Here is a 19,112-nt window from a genome sequence, read left to right as displayed (position 1 = left end):
AAGCAATCCAGAATCCCGCCGCGGAAAGACTCTGGATTGCTTCGCTGCGCTCGCAATGACGGAGTATGCCTCACCGCCAGTGCAACAACCGCGTCTCCAGAAGATTGATCACCTTCCCCACCACCAGCCCGAACACCGACAAAATCACCACGCCCGCGAGCAGCTGATCCGTCTGCATCAGATTGCCGGCCTGAAGCACGAACGCGCCGATGCCGTATTGCGCGCCGATCATCTCGGCGCTGACGACGAGCAGTAACGCCACAGAGGCCGTGATGCGGAAGCCGGCGAGGATCGCCGGCAGCGCGCCGGGCCAGACCACCTTGCGCACGATGGTGGCGAAGGGGACGTTGAAACTCTGCGCCATGCGGATGAGATTGCGTGGCACCGCGTCGACGCCGCTATAGACCGAGATCGCGGTCGAGAAGAACACGCCGAGTGCAATCGTCGCGATCTTCGGCTCTTCGCCGATGCCGAGCCAGAGGATCAGCAGCGGCAGCAGCGCGATCTTCGGGATCGGAAACAGCGCCGAGATAAAGGTGATGCCGACGCTGCGCGCCAGCCGCGACAGGCCGATGGCGAAGCCGACGGCGACACCGGCCGCGGTGCCAAGCACCCAGCCGACACCGATGCGGAGGAGTGAGGCCGAGAGATGCTGCCAGAGCGCGCCTGAGATCGCGAGCTGGTAGATCGCCCGCGCGATCGCGAATGGCGCGGGCAGGAACAGAGGATTGACCAGACCCGTGCTGCCGGCGGCCTGCCAGATCGCGATGACCAGCGCGAGTGCGATCCAGCCACCAAAACGGCTGCTCGCGGGCACGAAGCCTCCGCCGCGAAAACGGACGGGCCGCGTCGCGCTTGTAATCTCCGTCGCCGCGCGATCAAGCATGCTGGACCTCGCGCTCGGCATCGATCGCCTCGTTGCGGATCAGCGACCAGATCTGGTTCTGGAGCGCGAGCAGCTTTTCGCGCGCAGCGGCTTCGCCGCGCTCCGTGCGCGTCATCGGCACGGTCACGACCTCGCGGATGCGGCCCGGCCGGCGCGACAGCACCACGATGCGGTCGGCGAGGCGCGCGGCCTCTTCGAGATTATGCGTGACATAGACCGCGCCCATGCCGCCGTCGGCGAGCAGGCGGACGAAATCCTCCATCAGCAGCTCGCGCGTCTGCGAGTCCAGCGCCGAGAGCGGCTCGTCCATCAAGAGGATCGCGGGCTTGACCGCGAGCGCGCGCGAAATGCCGACGCGCTGGCGCATGCCGCCGGAGAGCTGCTTTGGATAGGTTTTGCGAAAATCCGTCAGCCCGGTGCGGCGCAGGGCGTCGTCGACCAAAGCGCGGCGCTGTGTTGCCGAGAGCTGCGTATGCAGCAACGGGAATTCGACGTTCTCCTCGACCGTAGCCCAGGGCAGCAGCGCAAAATCCTGGAACACGAAGGTCAGCGGATTGAGACTGTCCGCCGGCGGCGCCCCGCGCAGCTCGGGCGCACCGGAGGTCGGCTGCAACAACCCGCCGAGGATCGACAGCAACGTGCTCTTGCCGCAGCCGGACGGACCGACGATCGCCACGACCTCACCTGCGCTGACGGCGAAAGAGACGTCGTCGAGCACGGCGAGATCGCCGAAGCGGTGGGAGATGTGGTTGGCGATCAGGTCCATGAGCTGCCTCTACTCTCAATCCGCCTTCACAAAATCCTTGGCGATGATCGCATTCGCGTCAAAGCCCTTGTCGGCAAAGCCCTGCTCCTGAAGCCATTTGATCTGGTTGTCGACGTTCTTCACGTCCAGCTTGCCCTCGGGATCGATATAGGCGCAATTGCCGACGACTTGCTCGACCGGCAGATTGGTGTACTTGGCGATGATCTCCAGCAGCGGTTTTGTCTGTTCGTTGATCGGGGCGACACCGTCCTTCATCGCGGCGAGAATGACGTCGTGATATTCCCGGTCGGCTTTCGCGAGCACGCCGAGAAATTTTGTCACCAGCGCCTTGTTGGTCAGCGTCTTCGGCGAGGCGAACACTGCGCCTAATTGCCAGGGCGTCTCGTCACCGACCCAGCCCAAAAACTTCGCGCCGCCCTCGTCCACCAGCTTTCGCGCAGTCGAGATCGGAAGCAGCGCCGCATCGACGGTCTCGCCTTTCAGGGCAGCGGCCGCGTTGGACAGCGATTGCAGCGGCACGATCTTCACCTCGGCGAGCTTGAAACCATATTTGTCGGCGAGCAGGCCGAGCGAATAGTGAAAGCTCGATCCGACCTGCGTCATCGCCACACGTTTTCCCGCGAGGTCCTTCGGCGTCTTCAGACCGGCCGCATAGGCATTGTTGCTGGCGAAATAGCCGATCAGGGGATAGCCGGCCTTCTCGCGGCTCATGCCGCCGATCACCTTCAGCACGCCCTTGCCGGCGAGATTGTAGAGACCCGCGGTGAAGGCGGTGACGCCGAAATCGATGTCGCCCGAGGTGGTCGCGACCGCGATCGGCTGCGCCGCGTCGAAGAATTTCAGCTCGACGTCGAGGCCGGCTTCACGAAAGTAGCCCTTGTCCTGGGCAATGAAGACGGGCGCGGAGGAGGACAGGCGGAGGACGCCGATTTTGGCCTTCAGCGCATCCTCGGACCTCGCCGTGCCCATCGCCATGATCGCCACCAGGCCGGCAGCCGCAAGCCGCGCAATCCCGATCATCCCGTTTCCTCCAGTGGTTCTCTTGGTCGTTCTGTTACAGCTGTCACAAACCTTCGGGCACGGGCTGATCCCGCCCGATGAAGGCGCCCTGTTGTTTCAACGTTTCCTGCAATTTTTCAATGGGGATTTCGCGTGGAATCCGGTTTCCGGAGAGCGCCAGCACTGCTGCGGAACCGGCCGCCTCGCCCATCACGAAACAGGCACCGGAAACCCGCGCCGCCGACTGGCCCTCATGGGTCATCGAGGCGCAGCGCCCGGCGACCAGAAGATTGTCGACGCCCTCGGGCACCAGCATACGATAAGGCAGCTCGTTATAGCCGCGCGATTCCGGGATTGGCGGAAAAGTGAAGACGACATCGCCGGGAACATGGGCCTCGATCGGCCAGCCATTGACCCCGATGGAATCCTCGAACGAGGCGCAGCCAAGCACGTCCTCGCCGCTGAGCTGATAGCCGCCCCTGATGCGGCGGGTCTCACGGATGCCAAGCTGCGGCGGCAGGTCAACGATGTAGGATTTTTCAAACCCCGGCACCGTGCGCAGGAATTCAAACGCCGCGAGCGCCTGCTTGCGGCCCTCGATCTCGCCGCGGGTGAGATCGTCGGGCTCGATGCCGTTGATGGCGTGGCCGTCCTCGCGCGCCACTTGCGTAAAATTCACCCGCCATTCGATGCCGGACTTTTGCGGCCGCACGATCGCGCTTTTCCGCGGGAATGTGTGGGTGCCGGCGGCGAGCGCCTTTTCCATCAATTGCGGAATGGTGCGCCAGGCATCGCCCGCCTTCTCCGGATCGATGCCGTTGAGGCGGAGCATCATCGAGGGGTACATCGGATGGCCGTGCTCGTCGCCGATGTCGAACGGCGCGCCGGCCCACACGGCGAGATCGCCGTCGCCGGAGCAATCGATAAAAATCTCTGAGCGCACTGCCTGCCGGCCGGCCTTGGTCTCGACCATCAGCGCGTCGATGCGGCTGTTATCGCCCATCACCACGCCGGCGCCGAGCGCGTGGAAGAGGATGTTGACCTTGTGGCTGGCGAGCAGCTGGTCGGCCGCGATCTTGTAGGCCGCGGTGTCATAGGCCTGGGCAAAAACCTTGCCGAGGATCAGATGTGGCGCGTTGAGGCCATTGAGCCGATCGATCCGTGCCAGCAGCTCGGACGCCATGCCCTGCACCAGACGGTGGGCCTCGCCGTAGACATTGCCGTGCAGGCCGCAGAAATTGGTGACGCCGGCCGCGGTGCCCATGCCGCCGAGAAAGCCGTAGCGCTCGATCAGCAGCGTCTTCCGTCCTGCGCGCGCGCTTGAGGCCGCCGCCACGATGCCGGCCGGTCCGCCGCCGAGCACGACGACTTCATATTCGCCGTAGAGCGGCACCTGGCGTGCTGGTTCTTCGATCGTATTGGCCCGCATGGCGCGTCCTGTCCCTGAAAATCTCTTGCTTGGGCCCGACTATGAATTAACGCGGGGCCAGCTACAATCCACCAAAATAAGCGATCAGCTTTCTCGAATCGCGAAAGGTCGGGATGGACATTCTGGTGAACTTGCAGGCCTTCCTCGCCACTGCGGACGCGGCCGGGTTCTCCGCCGCCGCCCGAAAACTCAATGTCTCGACCTCGGTCGTCGCCAAGCGCGTCACACAGCTGGAAGCGCGGATCGGCACGCCGCTGTTTCACCGCTCGACCCGGCAATTGCGGCTGACCGACGCCGGCCAGCGCTACGTGCATCGCGCACGCGGCGTCGTCACCGACGCCACCGATTTGCTCTCGCGCATGGGCGAGAAAGGCCACGACCTCGTCGATCATCTCCGCATCAAGGCGCCGACCTCGCTCACGGTGGCGCGGCTCGCCGATGCCTTCAGCGCGTTCCAGACCCAGAACCCGCGGCTGAAACTCGAGATCGTGCTGATCGACCGCCCGGTCGACCCGGTGACGGAGGGATTCGACATCGCCATCGGCGCCTTCCCGCATTCCTTTGGCGGCGTAGTGGACGAGCCGCTATGTGCGCTGAAGCGGCTGCTCTGCGCCTCGCCGGCCTACTTGAAGAAGCACGGCACGCCAAAACATCCGCGCGATCTCGTCGAGCACCGCTGCCTCAGCTTTATGCCGACCGGCCCGGAATGGATCTTTGACGGCCCCCGTGGCCGCATCAGCATCCAGGTCAGCCCGCTGCTCTCCTCCAATGAGGGGCATGTGCTGGCGCGCAGCGCCATCGCCGGCAACGGCATCGCGCTGATCTCGCATTATCTCGTCGCGGACGCCTTGCGCGACGGCACGCTCAAGCCCGTGCTGCGCGACTTTCCGATTCCGGAATTGTGGGTGAAGGCCGCGATCCCCGAGCGGCGACGCAATGCCGCCGCGGTGCAGGCACTGCTCGCTTTGCTGAAAACGTCACTTGCGTCGTCGCTGTGAATTTGCCGTGCCGTTGACCACGGCTGTTGAGCTGCTGACGCTCAGCCTTTCCCGCCGCCCCAATTCGCCGCCCGCTTCTCGGCGAACGAGGCCAGCCCTTCCGCCGCCTCGGCGCTCTGGCGCTTGAGCGAATGCAGGTGCACGAGCCGCTTGTAGGCCTCATCGTCCACCGCCATCCCGCCGAACGAGCTCTCCAGCGCGAGCCGCTTGGTCTCGGCCATCGCCTCTGGGCCGTTGGCGAGCAGCTGCTCGACCACCTTGGCTCCGGCGGCTTCGAGATCGGCCAGCGGCACCACCTCATGAACGAGGCCAATGCGGCGGGCGTCCTCGGCGCCAAAGCGTTCGCCGGTCAGCGCGTAACGGCGGACTTGCCGTACACCAATGGCATCGCAAAGCTGCGGGATGATGATCGCGGCCGTCAGGCCCCATCGTACCTCAGTGATCGAGAACAGCGCGTTGTCCGCGGCGATCACGACGTCGCAGGCCGCGATCACGCCGGTGCCGCCGCCAAAGCAACCGCCCTGCACCAGCGCCACGGTCGGGATCGGCAGCGTGTTGAGACGCTGGACGGCCTCGAAAGTCGCCTGCGACGCCGCTTCGTTGGCCTCAGGCGATTGCGGCCGCACGCCGTTGATCCATTTGAGGTCGGCGCCGGCCTGAAAGTGCTTGCCATTGCCCTTGAGCACGACGACACGCAGATTGGGCTTATTGCCGAGATCGTCCATCGCCGCGAGCACGCCCGCGATCAGCGCGCCGTCATAGGCGTTGTTGACCTCCGGCCGGTTCAACGTGACGGTCGCAACCCCACGCGCATCAAGGGTCCACAGGACGGGGTTGGCAGTCATCGGCGATCCTCCGGTCGTTTGTTTGGCGCGCACTATGGCCGAGGCCACGTGTCCCGATCCATATCTTTCCAGCGTGGGGCGGCCGCGTCCACCGCATGGCGGCTTGTGTCATGGTGACGCCGGGCGGCAGTCAAGGGATCAGGGACGGGACATCACATGCGCATCTGCATTTTCGGCGCGGGCGCCGTCGGCAGCCATCTTGCAGTACGGCTGGCGCGCGCCGGCCATGAGGTCAGTTGCGTGATGCGGGGCGCGCATCTCGAGGCCGTCCGGGCCAATGGCCTTAAGCTGCGCGTCGGCGATTCCGAGGTCAGCGCCAAGGTGAACGCGTCAGGCGACCCGGCCCAGCTCGGCCCGCAGGACGTCGTGATTTCGACGCTCAAGGCCACTGCCCTGACGGGGCTGGTCTCCAGCCTCAAGCCGCTGCTCCAGGACGACACCGCCATCGTGTTCGCGCAGAACGGCATTCCCTGGTGGTACGGTATCGGCCTGCCGCCGCGACACCCCACACCGCCGGACATATCATTCCTCGATCCGGGCGGGCGCTTGCGCGCCTGCATCCCGAAGGAGCGAATCATCGGCGGCGTCATCTTCTCCTCGAACGAGGTCACCGCACCCGGCGTGGTGCAGAACCTGACGCCGGACCGCAATCGTCTGCTGATTGGTGAATGCGACGACCGCAATTGCGAGCGGATCACGAAACTCCGCGGCGTCTTCAATGATGCGCGGCTGGAATCCCCGCCGGTGGCCGAAATCCGCGAGGCGATCTGGTCAAAGCTGCTGACCAACATGTCGCTGTCGGTGCTGTGCCTGCTTACCGGCCAGACCGCGCGCGGCGTCCGCGACGACCCCGCCTTCACCGAGCTCATCCCGCGGATGCTGAACGAGGCCAACGACATCGCCCAGCACTTCATTCCCGAGGTCAAGCGCGTGACCCGCAGCGGCCCGGCCCCCAACCACAAGCCATCGCTGCTGCAGGATTACGAGCTCGGCCGCGCCATGGAGATCGACGTGCTGGTGAGGGCGCCCGCCGCCTTCGCGCGCACCGGCGGCCTGTCGACGCCGACGCTCGATCTCATTGCGGCGCTCGCGATCCAGAAGGCGCGCGACAAGGGGCTTTATTCGGCCTGAGCCTCAGGCGAGTTGGTCGATCCAGGCTGCAAGCGTGTCGAGCACCTCTGTCAGCGCCTCGTCATTGCTACGACCGGACTTCTTCAGCACCGCGAAGGAGTGATCGCCGCCTGCGACCTCATGCAGCGTCGCCTTCGCCCCGAACCCCGCGATGACGGGCTTGAGAAGGCCGAGATCGGCGAGCCCATCGCGCGTGCCTTGCAGGAACAGCATGGGGATATCGACCTGCTCCAGATGTTCAGCGCGCTCGATCGACGGCTTTTTGTCGGCATGCAGGGGAAAGCCGAGGAACACGAGCCCTTTGACATCACGCAGTGGCGCCTTGGACTGCGCTTGCGAGGTCATGCGCCCGCCAAACGACTTTCCGCCGGCAACAAGCTTCAATCCGGGGCAAAGCCGCGCCGCCTCCTCGACCGCCGCACGGATCGCGGCGTGCGCGACCGCCGGCTGGTCGGGGCGGCCCTGTTTCCTTTCCATGTAGGGGAAATTGAAGCGGAACGTCGCAATGCCGCGGTCTGCAAGGCCTTCCGCAATCTTGTCCATCGATGCATGCCGCATCCCGGCGCCCGCGCCGTGCGCCAGCACGTAGCAGGCACGTGCGTCGGCCGGCTGGATCAGGATCGCCGAGACCACGCCGATGCGCTCGATGTCAAGCTTGAGCTCTTTGATTTTGGCGGCCACAATCAGGCATCCCGACAGACGCTGCTACGGCCGCCTTGGTAGCGTCACCGGCGCAGCCTGAAAACACAATAATTGCCGTGACCTGCTGGCCTACCAAGCCGGAAAGCTGAATCAACCGAGGTAACCATGTCCTACCGCTCCTCCTGGATGACCGAAGAGCTTGACGTCTTCCGCGACCAGTTCCGGAAATATCTTACCAAGGACCTGGCGCCGCACGCCGAAAAATGGCGCGAGCAGAAGATGGTCGACCGCTTCGCCTGGCGCGGGCTCGGCGAGATGGGCGCGCTGCTGGCGAGCGTGCCGGAGGAATACGGCGGCCTCGGCGCAAACTTCGCCTATGACGCGGCGGTGCTGGATGATCTCGAAAGCACGGTGCCGGAGCTGACCACCGGCGTCTCGGTGCACAGCGCCATCGTCGCGCACTACATTCTCAATTACGGCTCGGAGGAGCAGAAGAAGCGCTGGCTGCCGAAGATGGCGTCCGGCGAGATGGTCGGCGCCATCGCCATGACCGAGCCCGGCACCGGCTCGGATCTGCAAGCCGTCAAGACCACGGCGAAGAAGCACGGCAATTCCTACGTCATCAACGGCCAGAAGACGTTTATCACCAATGGACAGGCCGCCGACCTCGTCGTCGTCGTCGCGCGCACTGGCGAGGCTGGTGCAAAAGGCCTTTCGCTGCTTGTGGTCGAGACCGCGGGCGCAGACGGTTACAAGCGCGGGCGCAACCTCGACAAGATCGGCCTGCACGCCTCCGACACGTCAGAATTGTTCTTCGACAATGTGACGGTGCCGCCGGAGAATTTGCTCGGCAAGGAAGAAGGCCAGGGTTTTGTCCAGTTGATGCAGCAATTGCCGCAGGAGCGGCTCGCGCTCGCGGTCGGCGCGGTCGCCGCGATGGAGCGCGCCGTAAAACTCACCGTCGACTACACCAAGGAGCGGAAAGCCTTCGGCAAGCCGCTGATGGATTTCCAGAACACCGCCTTCACGCTCGCCGAGCGCAAGACCGAAGCCATGATCGCGCGCGTCTTCGTCGACTGGTGCATCGAGCAGCTGGTCGCCGGAGATCTCGACACCGTCACTGCGTCGATGGCGAAATACTGGTGCTCGGACAAGCAGGTCCAGACCGCCGACGAATGCCTCCAGCTGTTCGGCGGCTACGGCTACATGCAGGAATACCCGATCTCGCGCATCTTCATCGATTCCCGCATCCAGAAGATCTATGGCGGCACCAACGAGATCATGAAGCTGCTGATCGCGCGGTCGCTGTAACGCGTCTATCTCGTCCGCTTGTCGGCAATTCTACCGCTAGCGGGCCTGGGACAAGGCAGCTGGCCCTTGTGCGATCGCGAACGAATTCGGGTTACGAGACAACCCATCATTGCCAGGTGCGGCACCAGACCATAGGCTGCATTACGACGGGGCAACCACCATCTGGTTTCGTTTGCGTCACGTCAGGAGACTAGCGAATGGTTCACGTCTCGCGCCGGAAACTGCTTCAGCTTGCTGCGGTTGCGCCGTCCGCCCTTCCCGCCGCCTGGACATCCGTGGCATCGGCCGCGGCCGGCACCAAGACCCTCATCGCGGTGATGCAATCGGACCTTCGCGTCACCGACCCCGGATTCACGACAGCCATCATCACCCGCGACCATGGCTACATGGTCTATGACACGCTGCTCGGCATCGATTCCAGCTTCAAGGTGCGGCCGCAGATGGCCGACTGGACGGTGTCCGCGGACCAGCTGACCTATACCTTCACCTTGCGCGACGGACTGAAGTGGCATGACGGAGCGCCGGTGACGGCGGAGGACTGCGTCGCCTCGCTGAAGCGCTGGGGATCGAGCGTCGACGGCATGGCGCGCAAGCTGATGGACTTCACGGCGGGCATCGAAGCCGCAGACGCCAAAACGATCGTCTTCAAGCTGAAGGAGCCCTATGGCCTGGTGCTCGAGACGATCGCCAAGCCGTCGGCGGTCGTCGCCTTCATGATGCCCAAGCGGCTTGCCGAGACCCCGATCGACAAGCAGATTCCGGAGCAGATCGGCTCCGGCCCATTCAAGTTCCTCGCGGCTGAATTCCAGCCGGGCGTGAAGGCCATCTACGTCAAAAACACCGACTATTTGCCGCGCAAGGAGCCGGCCGAATGGACGTCGGGCGGCAAGGTGGTCAAGGTGGACCGCGTCGAATGGATCACGATGCCGGACGCGCAGACCGCGCTCAACGCGCTGCAATCCGGGGATGTCGATTTCGTCGAAACGCCGCCATTCGACATGCTGCCCGCGCTCGAATCCAATGCGGACATCGAGGTGTCCATCCTGAACAAGTTCGGATTCCAGTCGTTCGGCCGCATGAACTTCCTGCATCCGCCGTTCGACAATGTGAAGATCCGCCGCGCCGCGCAGCTGGCGATCAACCAGAAGGACGTGCTCGACGCGCAGATCGGCAATGCCAAATACTACAAGCTCTGCGGCGCCTTCTTCATCTGCGACACGCCGCTGGCAAGCGATGCCGGTGGCGAGACCCTGATCAAGGGCGATGGCATGGAGCGGGCCAAGAAGGCCTTGGCGGAATCCGGCTATGACGGCACGCCCGTGGTGATCATGGCGCCGACCGACCAGATCCTGTTGAAGACGCAGCCGCTTATGGTGGCGCAACTCCTGCGTCAGGCCGGCTTCAAGGTCGACGTCCAGGCGATGGACTGGCAGACCGTGGTCACGCGCCGTGCCATCCAGAAGCCGCCGAAGGACGGCGGCTGGAACATGTTCTTCACCTATCAGGGCGCCGCCGATTCCATGAACCCGCTGGTCAACATCCCGATGGGCGGCAAAGGCACGAATGGCGGTTGGTACGGCTGGTCCGAGGACCCCAAGCTCGAGCAGCTACGCGATTCCTTTGCCCGCGCGACCTCGCCCGAGGAGCGCAAGAAGATCGCGCTCGACGTGCAGAAGGAAGCCTATGACCAGGTGATCTACATTCCGCTCGGCCAATTCCAGGCGCCGAGCGCATGGCGCAAATCGCTGACCGGCGTGATCGACGGCCCGGCGACGCCGATGTTCTGGAATGTCGACAAGAACGAGTAGGCTTACGGCCGCTCCCAAGCGGCGAGAGGCGAAGCCTAATTCGGATGCCACCAGCGGCCGCCGATGACGACGCCCTCGGACACGATCTTGCGATCCCCGATCAGGTGCTCGCCGACGACGTCCTCGTAGTCGAACTGACCCTGCTTGACCGAGATTAGCGTCGCGTCCCCGACGCTGCCCGGCTTGAGGCTGCCTAGCTCGGGGCGGCGCAGCGCCATCGCGGCATTCACCGTCGAGGCCGCGACCACGTCGGACAGCTCCATGCCCATGCACAAGAACTTCGACATGGTCGTGACCTGGTCAAAGGCCGGGCCGTCGATGCAGAGCTGGTGGATGTCGGAGGAGATCGTATCGGGATAGAAGCTGTTGGCGAGCATCGCGCGCGCGGTCTTGAACGCGAACGAACCCTTGCCGTGGCCGATGTCGAACAGCACGCCGCGCTCGCGCGCATCCAGCACCGCCTTCTTCACCGTGCCCTGCGCGGTCGCCGGCGTGTTGGGGAAGGGCCGGAACGCGTGGGTGAGCACGTCGCCGGGACGCAAACGGCTCAGCACCTCCTCGTAGCTCGGCGGCGGATGGTCGATATGCGCCATCAAGGGCATGCCGACCTCGTTGGCGACCTCGAGCGCGATGTCGAGCGGCACCACCCCGGATGTGCCCGAGGAGTGCAGACCGACGCGCACCTTGATGCCGACGATGAGATCGCGGTTTTCATCGGCCACCTTGGCCGCCTCGATCGGGTTCATCAGCCGCAGCTCCTCGCTCTCGCCGACCATGATCCGGTGCGAAAAGCCGAAGATGCCGGCATGCGAGACATGCAGATAAGCGAGGATGCGGACCTGGCTCGGCTCGATCACGTGCTTGCGGAAGCCGGCGAAATTGCCGGGCCCGGCGCTGCCGGTATCGACCGCCGTGGTGACGCCGGAGAGACGGCAGAATTCCTCGGCATCGATGCCGAGCGAGGTGCCGCCCCAATAGACATGGGTGTGGAGGTCGATCAGCCCGGGCGTCACGACGTACCGGGAAACGTCGCGGACGTCAGTGCCCGGATCAGCCTTGAGCCCGCTGCCGATCGCAGCAACCTTGCCGCCCGCAAAGGCAACATCGGTCACGGCGTCGAGCTTCTGGGACGGGTCGACCACACGGCCGCCGCGCAGGATCAAGTCGAAAGGCATTGTCGTCTCCGGATATGGCAAACATGGACCGGGCCGGAAGGTGCTCTTCCAGCCCGGTCGCCTCTGTTAGCAATTTTCGCGCCGACCAAGCAAATCGGCCACGATCACTGCCCGTTGGGCCTGCGGGCCGCCTTCGGCGCCTCCTCCTTCAGCCGCTCCAACGCATCGGGCATCATGCGGCCGAACATCGAGCTCAGCATCGCGGTCGGGATCAGGCCGGCATTGCCGGTCTCCTGGCCCTGTCCGCCGGACATCAGGAATTGCGGCACCAGCGGCTGGTTGATCTTGGTCAGGGCGTCCGCGAACTTCGCAAAGTTCTGCTCGGCCAGCCTGAACTCCGGTCCGCCATAGGCATCGACCGAGAGTTTTGTCGACTGGGCGTTGGCGGTGCCGACCGCAAGCACCCGGTCAGCCTCGCCCTGGCCTTCGAGCCGCGACTGCTCGCCGACCGCGGCGGCCGTCACTTTTCTGGTCTCCGCGTCCTTCTGCGCGCGGGCGAAAGCCGCGGCACCCTCGTTCTCGTTCACCTTGATCTGGATCAGCGACTGCGTCAGCGCCGTCTGCGCCGCCGCGGTTGCCTTGGCCTCGTTCAGCGTGCGCTCCTGCACCGCCGCCTTCTCCTGCTCCTGGTAGGTCTCGACCTGCTCGCGCGCGATCTGGCGCGAGCGGAGCTGGATCAGGATGTTCTCGATTGTGTGGTCGCCGGTGGCGGCGCGCGGCGTGCCAATCAGGACCTCCTGGAGGTCGAGCGAGTAGCTCTCGAACTTCGCCTTCATTTGAGCTGCAGATTCCTCCTGGATCGAGGCCCGGTTCTGGAGCAATTCGATCAAGGTCATTTTCTGCGCGCAGTTTTTGAAGAACGCGCTGACCATCGGGTCGAGCGTCTGCTCGACGAGCTTCTTCACGTCGCCGAAGCGCTGGATGATCATCGGCGCCTTCTTGTAGTCGATATGCATCACCACCGAGAGCGGCAGTGTCGGCTCGAACGCATCTCGCGTGATCAGCGAGATCTCCGACAGGTTCTCGTCGAGCTTCATCGCACCGACCTCGCCGCGCACCCATTTCAGGATGAAGTTGACGGTCGGGATGATCTCGATCTTGCCGGCATAGGTGTTGAACGCGTATTTGCCCGGCAGCAGCGGATCCTTCCAGACGCCGCGGCAGCCGTTGATGACCAGCTCGCCATGGCGATATTGCTCGCCCGACACGTCGTCGCTGTGCGGACCGGTGTAGAAGATGACGACGCCGACATTGCCGACCGGGATCACGGTCTTGGGCACCGCCTCGATGGTCGCGAACAGGCGATTGATGTACCAGGTGCCCTCGACGATGACCTGGAGCTGCCGGCCACGATAGCCGCCGGCCGCCAGGAATTTCTCGGGCTCCTGGAAGTTGTTGTGAAAGATCTCGGCGTCGCGAAGGTCGACACCGACCTCGGGCGCGATGATCTCGCCTGATGGCAGCGACGGGCCGTCATGCACGGTGACGACGCCAACCAGATCGTGATCAGCCGCGAGCACGACGGGCGTAAAGCCCCAGCGCTCGGCGATAGTCAGCTGCATGGCATCGAGCACGCCACGCTCCTGCCCGCTTAGCGCATGACCGTAGACACGTTCGTCGGTGATGATCGCGAACTGCGTCGTGTTGATCGCATAGGTACCTTCGCGCAGCACCTCCCGCTGCGGTCCCTTCTGGCCGCCGCCAAGCAGGAATCGCCGCACATCCTGGAAGTCCGACCTGTCTTCGTTGTCATTGGCACCGAGCACCTGCGAGGCGCCAAGCGGCGCGCCGTCGCGCGCGAACACATAGGCGATCTTGCCCTGTCCGACCGTGACGAGATCCGATTTATGAATCCGGTACATGAACGGAAAGAACACGTGCAGGCCGCCGCGCAGCACTTCCGGCTCATAACCGGCTTCGCCGTTCAGCGCGATGAAGCCGCCGTCGATCGATCCGCTCGTCGACCATAGCTTCTCGACGATGCCGACCTGGTTGTTCGGGATGTAGCGAAAGATATTGGCCATCCGCAGCAGGATCACGAGCGCGATCGCCGCCGCGGCCCACAGCGCCGGCTGGATCAGCCAGGCGCCATTGAAACCATAGAAGTCCATAGTTCATCTCCACAATTCGCAACTGGGCGGCCTTGTTAACCAAAGCCACACCCCAGAATTGCGGGAGCGGAGATGTGAAGAGAGACCGAGCTTCGCAAGCCGGCTGTCGCGTAAAGCCGTGCCGATCTTTTTTTATTGGAGACTTGACGCGCAGGGAAACCGGGAGAACCGCCCGGCTCAGCAAAGCGCGTCGTAACATGACTTATTTCGTGAACGTATTCGCGACCCTGCGGGAGCGAAGGACGTACGTGATCCAAACCGCGGCACTGATCGCACCGACAAGCGTTTGTCCGACCTGCTGAAGTTCAAAGATGAAAAAATCGCCGAAAGGACGGTTCAGGGCGGCGGAAAAAAACGACGCGACGCAGAGGAGATCGACGAGCGGCATCAGCACCGCGCACATCATCTGCACGATGAAGAAGGCTGGAAACCGGTGGGAATGTCTGAACAGGAGCACCGTTGTCCAGATCGCCAAGCCGATCATGGCGGCATTGATCAGCATTTCAGTCCAGATCACCGTCGGAAAGTAAGTCCAGACGTCGTCGGTGATCGACTGCACATATTGTCCGACGTTGAAGACCAGGCGCAGGATGCCCATCACCTGGCCGAACGCGAGAAGCGCGAGCCAACCGCTGATGCCGGTCGTCTCGGGCTGGACATCTCTAAAGGCCGCAGCGTCTTCTGCGAGGACGGCAGGCTCCCGATCGGCGGCGACCGGTGGCGGTGCGGAATCCAGCGGCTGCGCTCCAAGAAGCCGCTCCGCGATCTCACGCACCTCCTCGACCGGCTTCCAGCTCTCCAGGCCCTCCCGCCAGACCAACACACGCCGCGGATCTGCGATGCGAGCCAGCAGCGGAAGGAGCTCCGAAATCGGCACAGGGCCGCGCTGCTGCCCGCCTTCCGCGTAGAACCATAAATCCGCCACGCCAACGCCCCCTGCACCCGCCGTATTCTAGCCGGCTGTCGGCACACGTCACGATAGAAAATGACGAGTGGGGCATTACCGCCGCGGACATGCGCGACAGGGAACGCCGCTCAGCCGTGCCAACGGGAGTTGCGGATCACGCTGCAGAAATTGCCGCGATGGAAGTGCGGCTCCTTGTCGGCGATGACGTCGGCCTTGACGTTGCCGAACGTGGTATCCGGCCTGTGTTTGATGCCGTCGTAGAACGCCTGGATGATGTCTTCCTTGAAGTGCGGCGTTCGCGGAAACGCCTTCACGACGGCCTCGCGCTCCTCGTCGGAATAGTCCTTGTAGGTGAGCCCGAGAACGTCCATCTCGACACCCGCTGTCACCAGCGCGACGACGGGATGCATGTGCTGTGGTACGCCCGGCGTCGTGTGCAGCGCGATCGCGGTCCAGACAGTATAGGCATCAGCATCGGAGATGCCATGGCTGCGCAGGAAATCGCGCGCGGCGTGCGCACCGTCGACTTCGAACCGCTCGTGCTTGCTGCCATGGCCCGGCATCAGGCCGATGTCGTGAAACATGGCGCCGGCATAGAGCAGTTCGCGGTCGAACTTAAGCTCGCGGCGGACGCCGGCCAGTGCACCGAAATGATAGACGCGGCTGGAATGGTTGAAGAGCAGATCCGTCTCGGTATCGCGGATGTAGTCGGTGATGGCGCGCGCCAATTTGCTGTCGGGAATGGTGGCGGCTTCGGTCATCTCTTGCATGATGGTCTCCTGAAAATCTCTGGTCGCCGAGAAGGTAGATTAGCGCTACGTTGTCCTCAATTGAGGTAGTACGTCTAAAACAGACAAATACCGACCGAGGCGGACATGGGCGCGAAGCCGAAACCGAGAACTGTTGTGATCGTCGCGCTGCCGGGCGTGCAGCTACTCGACGTCGCCGGACCTCTCGACGTGTTCGCCGAGGCAAATTTGCAGGCCGGCCATCAGGCCTATGCGCTGTTCGTGGCAGGGGCGGAGCCGGGTCCGATCCGCAGTTCCTCGGGCGTGCGGCTGATGCCCGACCGCATCATCGATCGCGGCTTCCAGGAGAATATCGACACCTTGTTGATCGCCGGATGCCCGAACGCTGCCGATGTGCCGGCCGACGGCATGGTGATCGACTGGCTTCGCCGCAGGGCCTCCAGGACCCGGCGTTTCGGGTCGGTGTGCTCAGGCGCCTTCTTTCTCGCGGCAGCAGGTCTGCTCGACGGCAGACGGGTCACGACGCATTGGGCGGTTGCGGACCGGCTTGCCGAAAAATTCCCGTTGGTCAGCGTGGACAAGGACGCAATCTACGTCACCGACGGCAAGCTCCGCACGGCTGCCGGCGTGACCGCGGGGTTAGATCTCGCGCTGGCTCTCGTGGAGGAAGATCTCGGACGCGAGACGGCGATGAAGGTTGCCAGTCAGCTCGTGATGTTCTTCAAGCGGCCGGGCGGGCAAATGCAGTTCACCCGCAAGGGCGAGACCGTCCCCGCCGGCCGCGCCGCGCTACAGGAGCTCCAGCGCTGGGTTGCCGCCAATCCCGGACTGGATCACAGCGTCGCGAGCCTGGCGGAGCGCATGGATATCAGCCCGCGTCACTTTGCGCGGCTGTTCCGTGCCGAAGTCGGCATCACCCCCGCGACCTGGGTCGAGGAAGCCCGCGTCAACGCTGCGAGGCGCCTGCTGGAGCTCGGAAACGAAGCCCCCAAGCAAGTGGCCACGCATTGTGGCTTTGCCGACGCGGACACCTTGCGCCGCGCCTTCGCGCGCCATGTTGGCGTGACACCTGCCGAATATCGCAAGCGTTTTGCGCGGATCGTGGCTTGATGTGAAAGGAAGACTGGCGATCCCGGCATGACTCGAACATGCGACCTACGGTTTAGGAAACCGTCGCTCTATCCGGCTGAGCTACGGGACCGCGGAACCCGCCGGTGGGCGGGTTGCCTGGAGCCGTTCATAGCAAAGCGAGGGCTGGATCGGAAGCCCTTCGCCTCGCCGAATGCGGGAGGACAGCCGCTCCTTTACGCCCTGATATTGTTGTCTCGGACCACCTTGCCCCAAGTGGCGACCTGTTTGTCGAAGAAGGTCTTGAAGGCGGGGCCGTCCTCGAGCAGCAGCGTCATCTGCTGGGTGTCCTTGAGCTGGGCCGCGGTCGCAGGCTCGCTCAGGATCTCCTTCGACGCCGTCGCGATGCCTGCGACGATGTCCGGCGGCGTGCCTGTGGGCGCGAAGATGCCCCACCACGCCAGCGTCTCGAAATCCGGAAAGCCGGCCTCGATCGCGGTCGGCGTATCCGGCAGGCCCGGCAGCCGCTCGCGGCCGAGTTGCAGGATCGGACGCAGCATGTTGGTGCCGAGCTGGGCTGCGACCAGCGCCGCCGATCCCGCAATGAGATCGACATGGCCGCCGAGCACGTCGTTCATGGCCGGGCCGCCGCCGCGATAGGGCACATGCATGATCTCGACGCCGGCCTTGTTGCCGAGCACGGTCATGGCGAGATGGCCGAGCGTGCCGATGCCGACGGAGGCGTATTTCACCGCGCCGGGCGTCGCCTTGCAGGCGGCGACGACGTCGGCAAAGCTCTTGTAGGGACGGCCGGCACCGGCCGCGATCACGTAAGGCGCAGTGCCGACCAGCAGCACGGGCATCAGCTCGCGCTCGACGTCGACCGGCGGATTGTCGAGGATAGCAGGGATCACCGCGTGGGAATCGAAGGTGACAAGGAATGTCGACCCGTCCGCAGGGCTCTTGGCGACCTGCGCCGCGCCGAGCGCGCCGGCCGCGCCCGACTTGTTCTCGACAATGACGATTCGGTTGAGTTTTGTCTGGAGATTGGCCTGCAGCAGCCGCGCCATCGCATCGGTCGAGCCGCCCGGTGGAAACGGCACCACCAGTGTGATCTTGCCGGCTTGCGCGCGTCCCGGTGCCATCGCGAGGATGGCGGGCGCCGCCAGCAGCGCCCGTCGTGTGATCGTCATGGTCTCTCTCCCTTTTTGTTTCCGCGCCCGGCTTTTGCTCTTTGGCGCTTAGGTCGTTCCGAAACCCGACCCCGCTTTCTTGTATTCTGGTCGCGGCGGACTAAAAATGTCCAGCACGCGGGCGCCGTCGGGCCCGGCGCGCATGGTGTGCGGCACGTTGCCGGGCGTGCGCCAGAAATCGCCCTTCTTCACGGAAATTTCCTCATCGCCCTGGACGCGGATGGCGGAGCCGTCGAGCAGCACGCCCCATTGCTCCTCGGGATGATGATGCAGCGTGCCTTGCGCATGTGGCGCCAGCGTCACCACCGACAGCATCGCCTGCTCGCCGGAGAAGATGCGCGTGGTCACCCCCGCCGCGAGCTCGCGAAACAGCCCGTCGCCGGGATTATCGATATTGTGGAATTCTTCTTTCTGGCTCACGCCATCCTCCCGTTCGTTTTCATCTTGTCAGGACTTGCCGTAGGAGCCCTGGTAGCGGCCCTCGCGGATCGCCTTCATGGTTTCCTCCTCGCGCGCGACCTGGGCGCGCACCGCCTCCAGCAGCGCGGCGGCGCCAGCGGCGGGGAACGACACCACGCCGTCCTCGTCGCCAACCACGATGTCGCCGGGCGAGATCACGCTGCCGCCGATCGAGACCGGAATGTTGATCTCGCCGGGGCCATTCTTGTAGGGACCGCGATGGATCACCGCGCGGGCATAGCAGGGGAAGTCGTCGGCCGCGAACGACGCGACATCGCGGATCGCGCCGTCGATCACATAGCCCTCCGCTTTGCGCCACTGCGCGATGGTCTTCATGATCTCGCCGACCAGCGCGCGGGTCTCGTCGCCGCCGCCGTCGACCACGATGACGTCGCCGGGACCGACCAGCTCGAGCGCGCGGTGGATGGCGAGATTGTCGCCGGGACGGGTGCGCACGGTGAAGGCCGTCCCCACCAGCTTGCCGCCGCGATGGTAGGGCTTTAGCCCCACCGCGCCCGGCAGCCGGGCGAGATTGTCCGAGATGACCGAGGTCGGCGCACCGCGAAAGCCTTCGATGATATCGGCCGGCGGCTTCGGCACGCTGTTCGCTGCGATGGTGATGGTCATACTTCTGG

General features: G+C 64.4%; 18 protein-coding genes and 1 tRNA gene. 5 read left to right on the top strand and 14 right to left on the bottom strand.

Annotated features, from left to right (window positions below):
- Positions 1–70 precede the first annotated feature (70 nt).
- The 4 genes from BMW89_RS12720 to BMW89_RS12705 are packed head-to-tail and all read right to left on the bottom strand — an operon-like array spanning position 71 to position 4,080.
- Entirely contained in the window at positions 71–886 is an 816-nt protein-coding gene (locus tag BMW89_RS12720) for an ABC transporter permease (RefSeq protein ID WP_177196010.1), read from the bottom strand.
- Positions 879–1,652, bottom strand: a complete 774-nt coding sequence (locus BMW89_RS12715) for an ABC transporter ATP-binding protein (RefSeq protein ID WP_092026732.1) — start codon at positions 1,650–1,652, stop codon at positions 879–881. Before BMW89_RS12715 ends, BMW89_RS12720 begins: the two co-directional genes overlap by 8 nt.
- A 15-nt stretch (positions 1,653–1,667) precedes the next feature.
- A complete protein-coding gene (locus tag BMW89_RS12710) occupies positions 1,668–2,672 on the bottom strand; it encodes an ABC transporter substrate-binding protein (RefSeq protein ID WP_092026729.1) in 1,005 nt (334 codons plus the stop codon).
- 43 nt (positions 2,673–2,715) lie between these two features.
- A complete protein-coding gene (locus tag BMW89_RS12705) occupies positions 2,716–4,080 on the bottom strand; it encodes an FAD-dependent oxidoreductase (protein ID WP_092026726.1) in 1,365 nt (454 codons plus the stop codon).
- A 113-nt stretch (positions 4,081–4,193) separates the two neighbouring features.
- Here BMW89_RS12705 and BMW89_RS12700 point away from each other — a divergent pair, with 113 nt between their 5' ends.
- Complete coding sequence (locus BMW89_RS12700; protein ID WP_092026722.1) at positions 4,194–5,078, top strand: LysR family transcriptional regulator; 885 nt, start codon at positions 4,194–4,196, stop codon at positions 5,076–5,078.
- A 41-nt stretch (positions 5,079–5,119) separates the two neighbouring features.
- Here BMW89_RS12700 and BMW89_RS12695 read toward each other — a convergent pair whose 3' ends face one another.
- Positions 5,120–5,923: an enoyl-CoA hydratase-related protein gene (locus tag BMW89_RS12695; RefSeq protein WP_177196009.1), complete on the bottom strand. Its 804-nt coding sequence runs from the start codon at positions 5,921–5,923 to the stop codon at positions 5,120–5,122.
- Between the two features lie 156 nt (positions 5,924–6,079).
- On the opposite strand from BMW89_RS12695, the gene BMW89_RS12690 reads away from it, so the two are divergent.
- The gene (locus tag BMW89_RS12690) at positions 6,080–7,054 is read left to right on the top strand and encodes a ketopantoate reductase family protein (protein WP_092026718.1); all 975 of its coding nucleotides are present in this window, start codon (positions 6,080–6,082) and stop codon (positions 7,052–7,054) included.
- Positions 7,055–7,057: 3 nt separating this feature from the next.
- Here BMW89_RS12690 and BMW89_RS12685 read toward each other — a convergent pair whose 3' ends face one another.
- Positions 7,058–7,735: an alpha/beta hydrolase family protein gene (locus tag BMW89_RS12685; RefSeq protein ID WP_092026715.1), complete on the bottom strand. Its 678-nt coding sequence runs from the start codon at positions 7,733–7,735 to the stop codon at positions 7,058–7,060.
- 126 nt (positions 7,736–7,861) lie between these two features.
- Here BMW89_RS12685 and BMW89_RS12680 point away from each other — a divergent pair, with 126 nt between their 5' ends.
- Positions 7,862–9,007: an acyl-CoA dehydrogenase family protein gene (locus tag BMW89_RS12680; protein ID WP_092026712.1), complete on the top strand. Its 1,146-nt coding sequence runs from the start codon at positions 7,862–7,864 to the stop codon at positions 9,005–9,007.
- A 197-nt stretch (positions 9,008–9,204) separates the two neighbouring features.
- Positions 9,205–10,815, top strand: a complete 1,611-nt coding sequence (locus tag BMW89_RS12675) for an ABC transporter substrate-binding protein (RefSeq protein WP_092026709.1) — start codon at positions 9,205–9,207, stop codon at positions 10,813–10,815.
- Between the two features lie 35 nt (positions 10,816–10,850).
- Here the strand turns inward: BMW89_RS12675 and BMW89_RS12670 are convergent, their stop codons facing one another.
- The 4 genes from BMW89_RS12670 to BMW89_RS12655 all read right to left on the bottom strand — a co-directional run bounded on the left by BMW89_RS12670 (position 10,851) and on the right by BMW89_RS12655 (position 15,778).
- Positions 10,851–11,990 carry an amidohydrolase/deacetylase family metallohydrolase gene (locus BMW89_RS12670; protein WP_092026706.1) on the bottom strand — a complete coding sequence of 380 codons (1,140 nt, stop codon included), beginning with the start codon at positions 11,988–11,990 and terminating at the stop codon, positions 10,851–10,853.
- A gap of 104 nt (positions 11,991–12,094) precedes the next feature.
- Positions 12,095–14,101 (bottom strand): SPFH domain-containing protein, encoded by a 2,007-nt coding sequence (locus BMW89_RS12665; protein ID WP_092026704.1) that lies wholly within the window; start codon positions 14,099–14,101, stop codon positions 12,095–12,097.
- 202 nt (positions 14,102–14,303) lie between these two features.
- Positions 14,304–15,026 carry a DUF2569 family protein gene (locus BMW89_RS12660; protein WP_092026701.1) on the bottom strand — a complete coding sequence of 241 codons (723 nt, stop codon included), beginning with the start codon at positions 15,024–15,026 and terminating at the stop codon, positions 14,304–14,306.
- A 110-nt stretch (positions 15,027–15,136) separates the two neighbouring features.
- Positions 15,137–15,778 (bottom strand): HD domain-containing protein, encoded by a 642-nt coding sequence (locus tag BMW89_RS12655; RefSeq protein WP_092026698.1) that lies wholly within the window; start codon positions 15,776–15,778, stop codon positions 15,137–15,139.
- Positions 15,779–15,883: 105 nt separating this feature from the next.
- Here BMW89_RS12655 and BMW89_RS12650 point away from each other — a divergent pair, with 105 nt between their 5' ends.
- Positions 15,884–16,867, top strand: coding sequence for a GlxA family transcriptional regulator (locus tag BMW89_RS12650; protein WP_092026696.1), 984 nt, complete (start codon positions 15,884–15,886; stop codon positions 16,865–16,867).
- Positions 16,868–16,881: 14 nt separating this feature from the next.
- Here BMW89_RS12650 and BMW89_RS12645 read toward each other — a convergent pair.
- The 4 genes from BMW89_RS12645 to BMW89_RS12630 form a co-directional block, all read right to left on the bottom strand.
- Positions 16,882–16,958 (bottom strand) — tRNA-Arg (locus tag BMW89_RS12645).
- Positions 16,959–17,061: 103 nt separating this feature from the next.
- Complete coding sequence (locus BMW89_RS12640) at positions 17,062–18,018, bottom strand: tripartite tricarboxylate transporter substrate-binding protein (RefSeq protein WP_092026693.1); 957 nt, start codon at positions 18,016–18,018, stop codon at positions 17,062–17,064.
- A 48-nt stretch (positions 18,019–18,066) separates the two neighbouring features.
- The gene (locus BMW89_RS12635; protein WP_092026691.1) at positions 18,067–18,438 is read right to left on the bottom strand and encodes a cupin domain-containing protein; all 372 of its coding nucleotides are present in this window, start codon (positions 18,436–18,438) and stop codon (positions 18,067–18,069) included.
- A gap of 27 nt (positions 18,439–18,465) precedes the next feature.
- Positions 18,466–19,104: an RraA family protein gene (locus BMW89_RS12630; RefSeq protein WP_092026688.1), complete on the bottom strand. Its 639-nt coding sequence runs from the start codon at positions 19,102–19,104 to the stop codon at positions 18,466–18,468.
- Positions 19,105–19,112 lie beyond the last annotated feature (8 nt).

It is taken from the genome of Bradyrhizobium sp. OK095 (assembly GCF_900109945.1).
Taxonomy (GTDB): Bacteria; Pseudomonadota; Alphaproteobacteria; order Rhizobiales; family Xanthobacteraceae; genus Bradyrhizobium.
The sequence above is the reverse complement of the archived record's forward strand: the minus strand, read 5'-3'. Positions and strand labels throughout refer to the sequence as shown.

Bases quoted from the DNA above. Each gene is read 5' to 3' on its own strand.
- BMW89_RS12680 (WP_092026712.1), top strand. From the start codon at position 7,862: ATGTCCTACCGCTCCTCCTGGATGACCGAAGAGCTTGACGTCTTCCGC.
- BMW89_RS12665 (WP_092026704.1), bottom strand. From the start codon at position 14,101: ATGGACTTCTATGGTTTCAATGGCGCCTGGCTGATCCAGCCGGCGCTG.
- BMW89_RS12690 (WP_092026718.1), top strand. From the start codon at position 6,080: ATGCGCATCTGCATTTTCGGCGCGGGCGCCGTCGGCAGCCATCTTGCA.
- BMW89_RS12720 (WP_177196010.1), bottom strand. From the start codon at position 886: ATGCTTGATCGCGCGGCGACGGAGATTACAAGCGCGACGCGGCCCGTC.
- BMW89_RS12630 (WP_092026688.1), bottom strand. From the start codon at position 19,104: ATGACCATCACCATCGCAGCGAACAGCGTGCCGAAGCCGCCGGCCGAT.
- BMW89_RS12650 (WP_092026696.1), top strand. From the start codon at position 15,884: ATGGGCGCGAAGCCGAAACCGAGAACTGTTGTGATCGTCGCGCTGCCG.
- BMW89_RS12700 (WP_092026722.1), top strand. From the start codon at position 4,194: ATGGACATTCTGGTGAACTTGCAGGCCTTCCTCGCCACTGCGGACGCG.
- BMW89_RS12710 (WP_092026729.1), bottom strand. From the start codon at position 2,672: ATGATCGGGATTGCGCGGCTTGCGGCTGCCGGCCTGGTGGCGATCATG.
- BMW89_RS12695 (WP_177196009.1), bottom strand. From the start codon at position 5,923: ATGACTGCCAACCCCGTCCTGTGGACCCTTGATGCGCGTGGGGTTGCG.
- BMW89_RS12655 (WP_092026698.1), bottom strand. From the start codon at position 15,778: ATGCAAGAGATGACCGAAGCCGCCACCATTCCCGACAGCAAATTGGCG.
- BMW89_RS12715 (WP_092026732.1), bottom strand. From the start codon at position 1,652: ATGGACCTGATCGCCAACCACATCTCCCACCGCTTCGGCGATCTCGCC.
- BMW89_RS12675 (WP_092026709.1), top strand. From the start codon at position 9,205: ATGGTTCACGTCTCGCGCCGGAAACTGCTTCAGCTTGCTGCGGTTGCG.
- BMW89_RS12705 (WP_092026726.1), bottom strand. From the start codon at position 4,080: ATGCGGGCCAATACGATCGAAGAACCAGCACGCCAGGTGCCGCTCTAC.
- BMW89_RS12640 (WP_092026693.1), bottom strand. From the start codon at position 18,018: ATGACGATCACACGACGGGCGCTGCTGGCGGCGCCCGCCATCCTCGCG.
- BMW89_RS12670 (WP_092026706.1), bottom strand. From the start codon at position 11,990: ATGCCTTTCGACTTGATCCTGCGCGGCGGCCGTGTGGTCGACCCGTCC.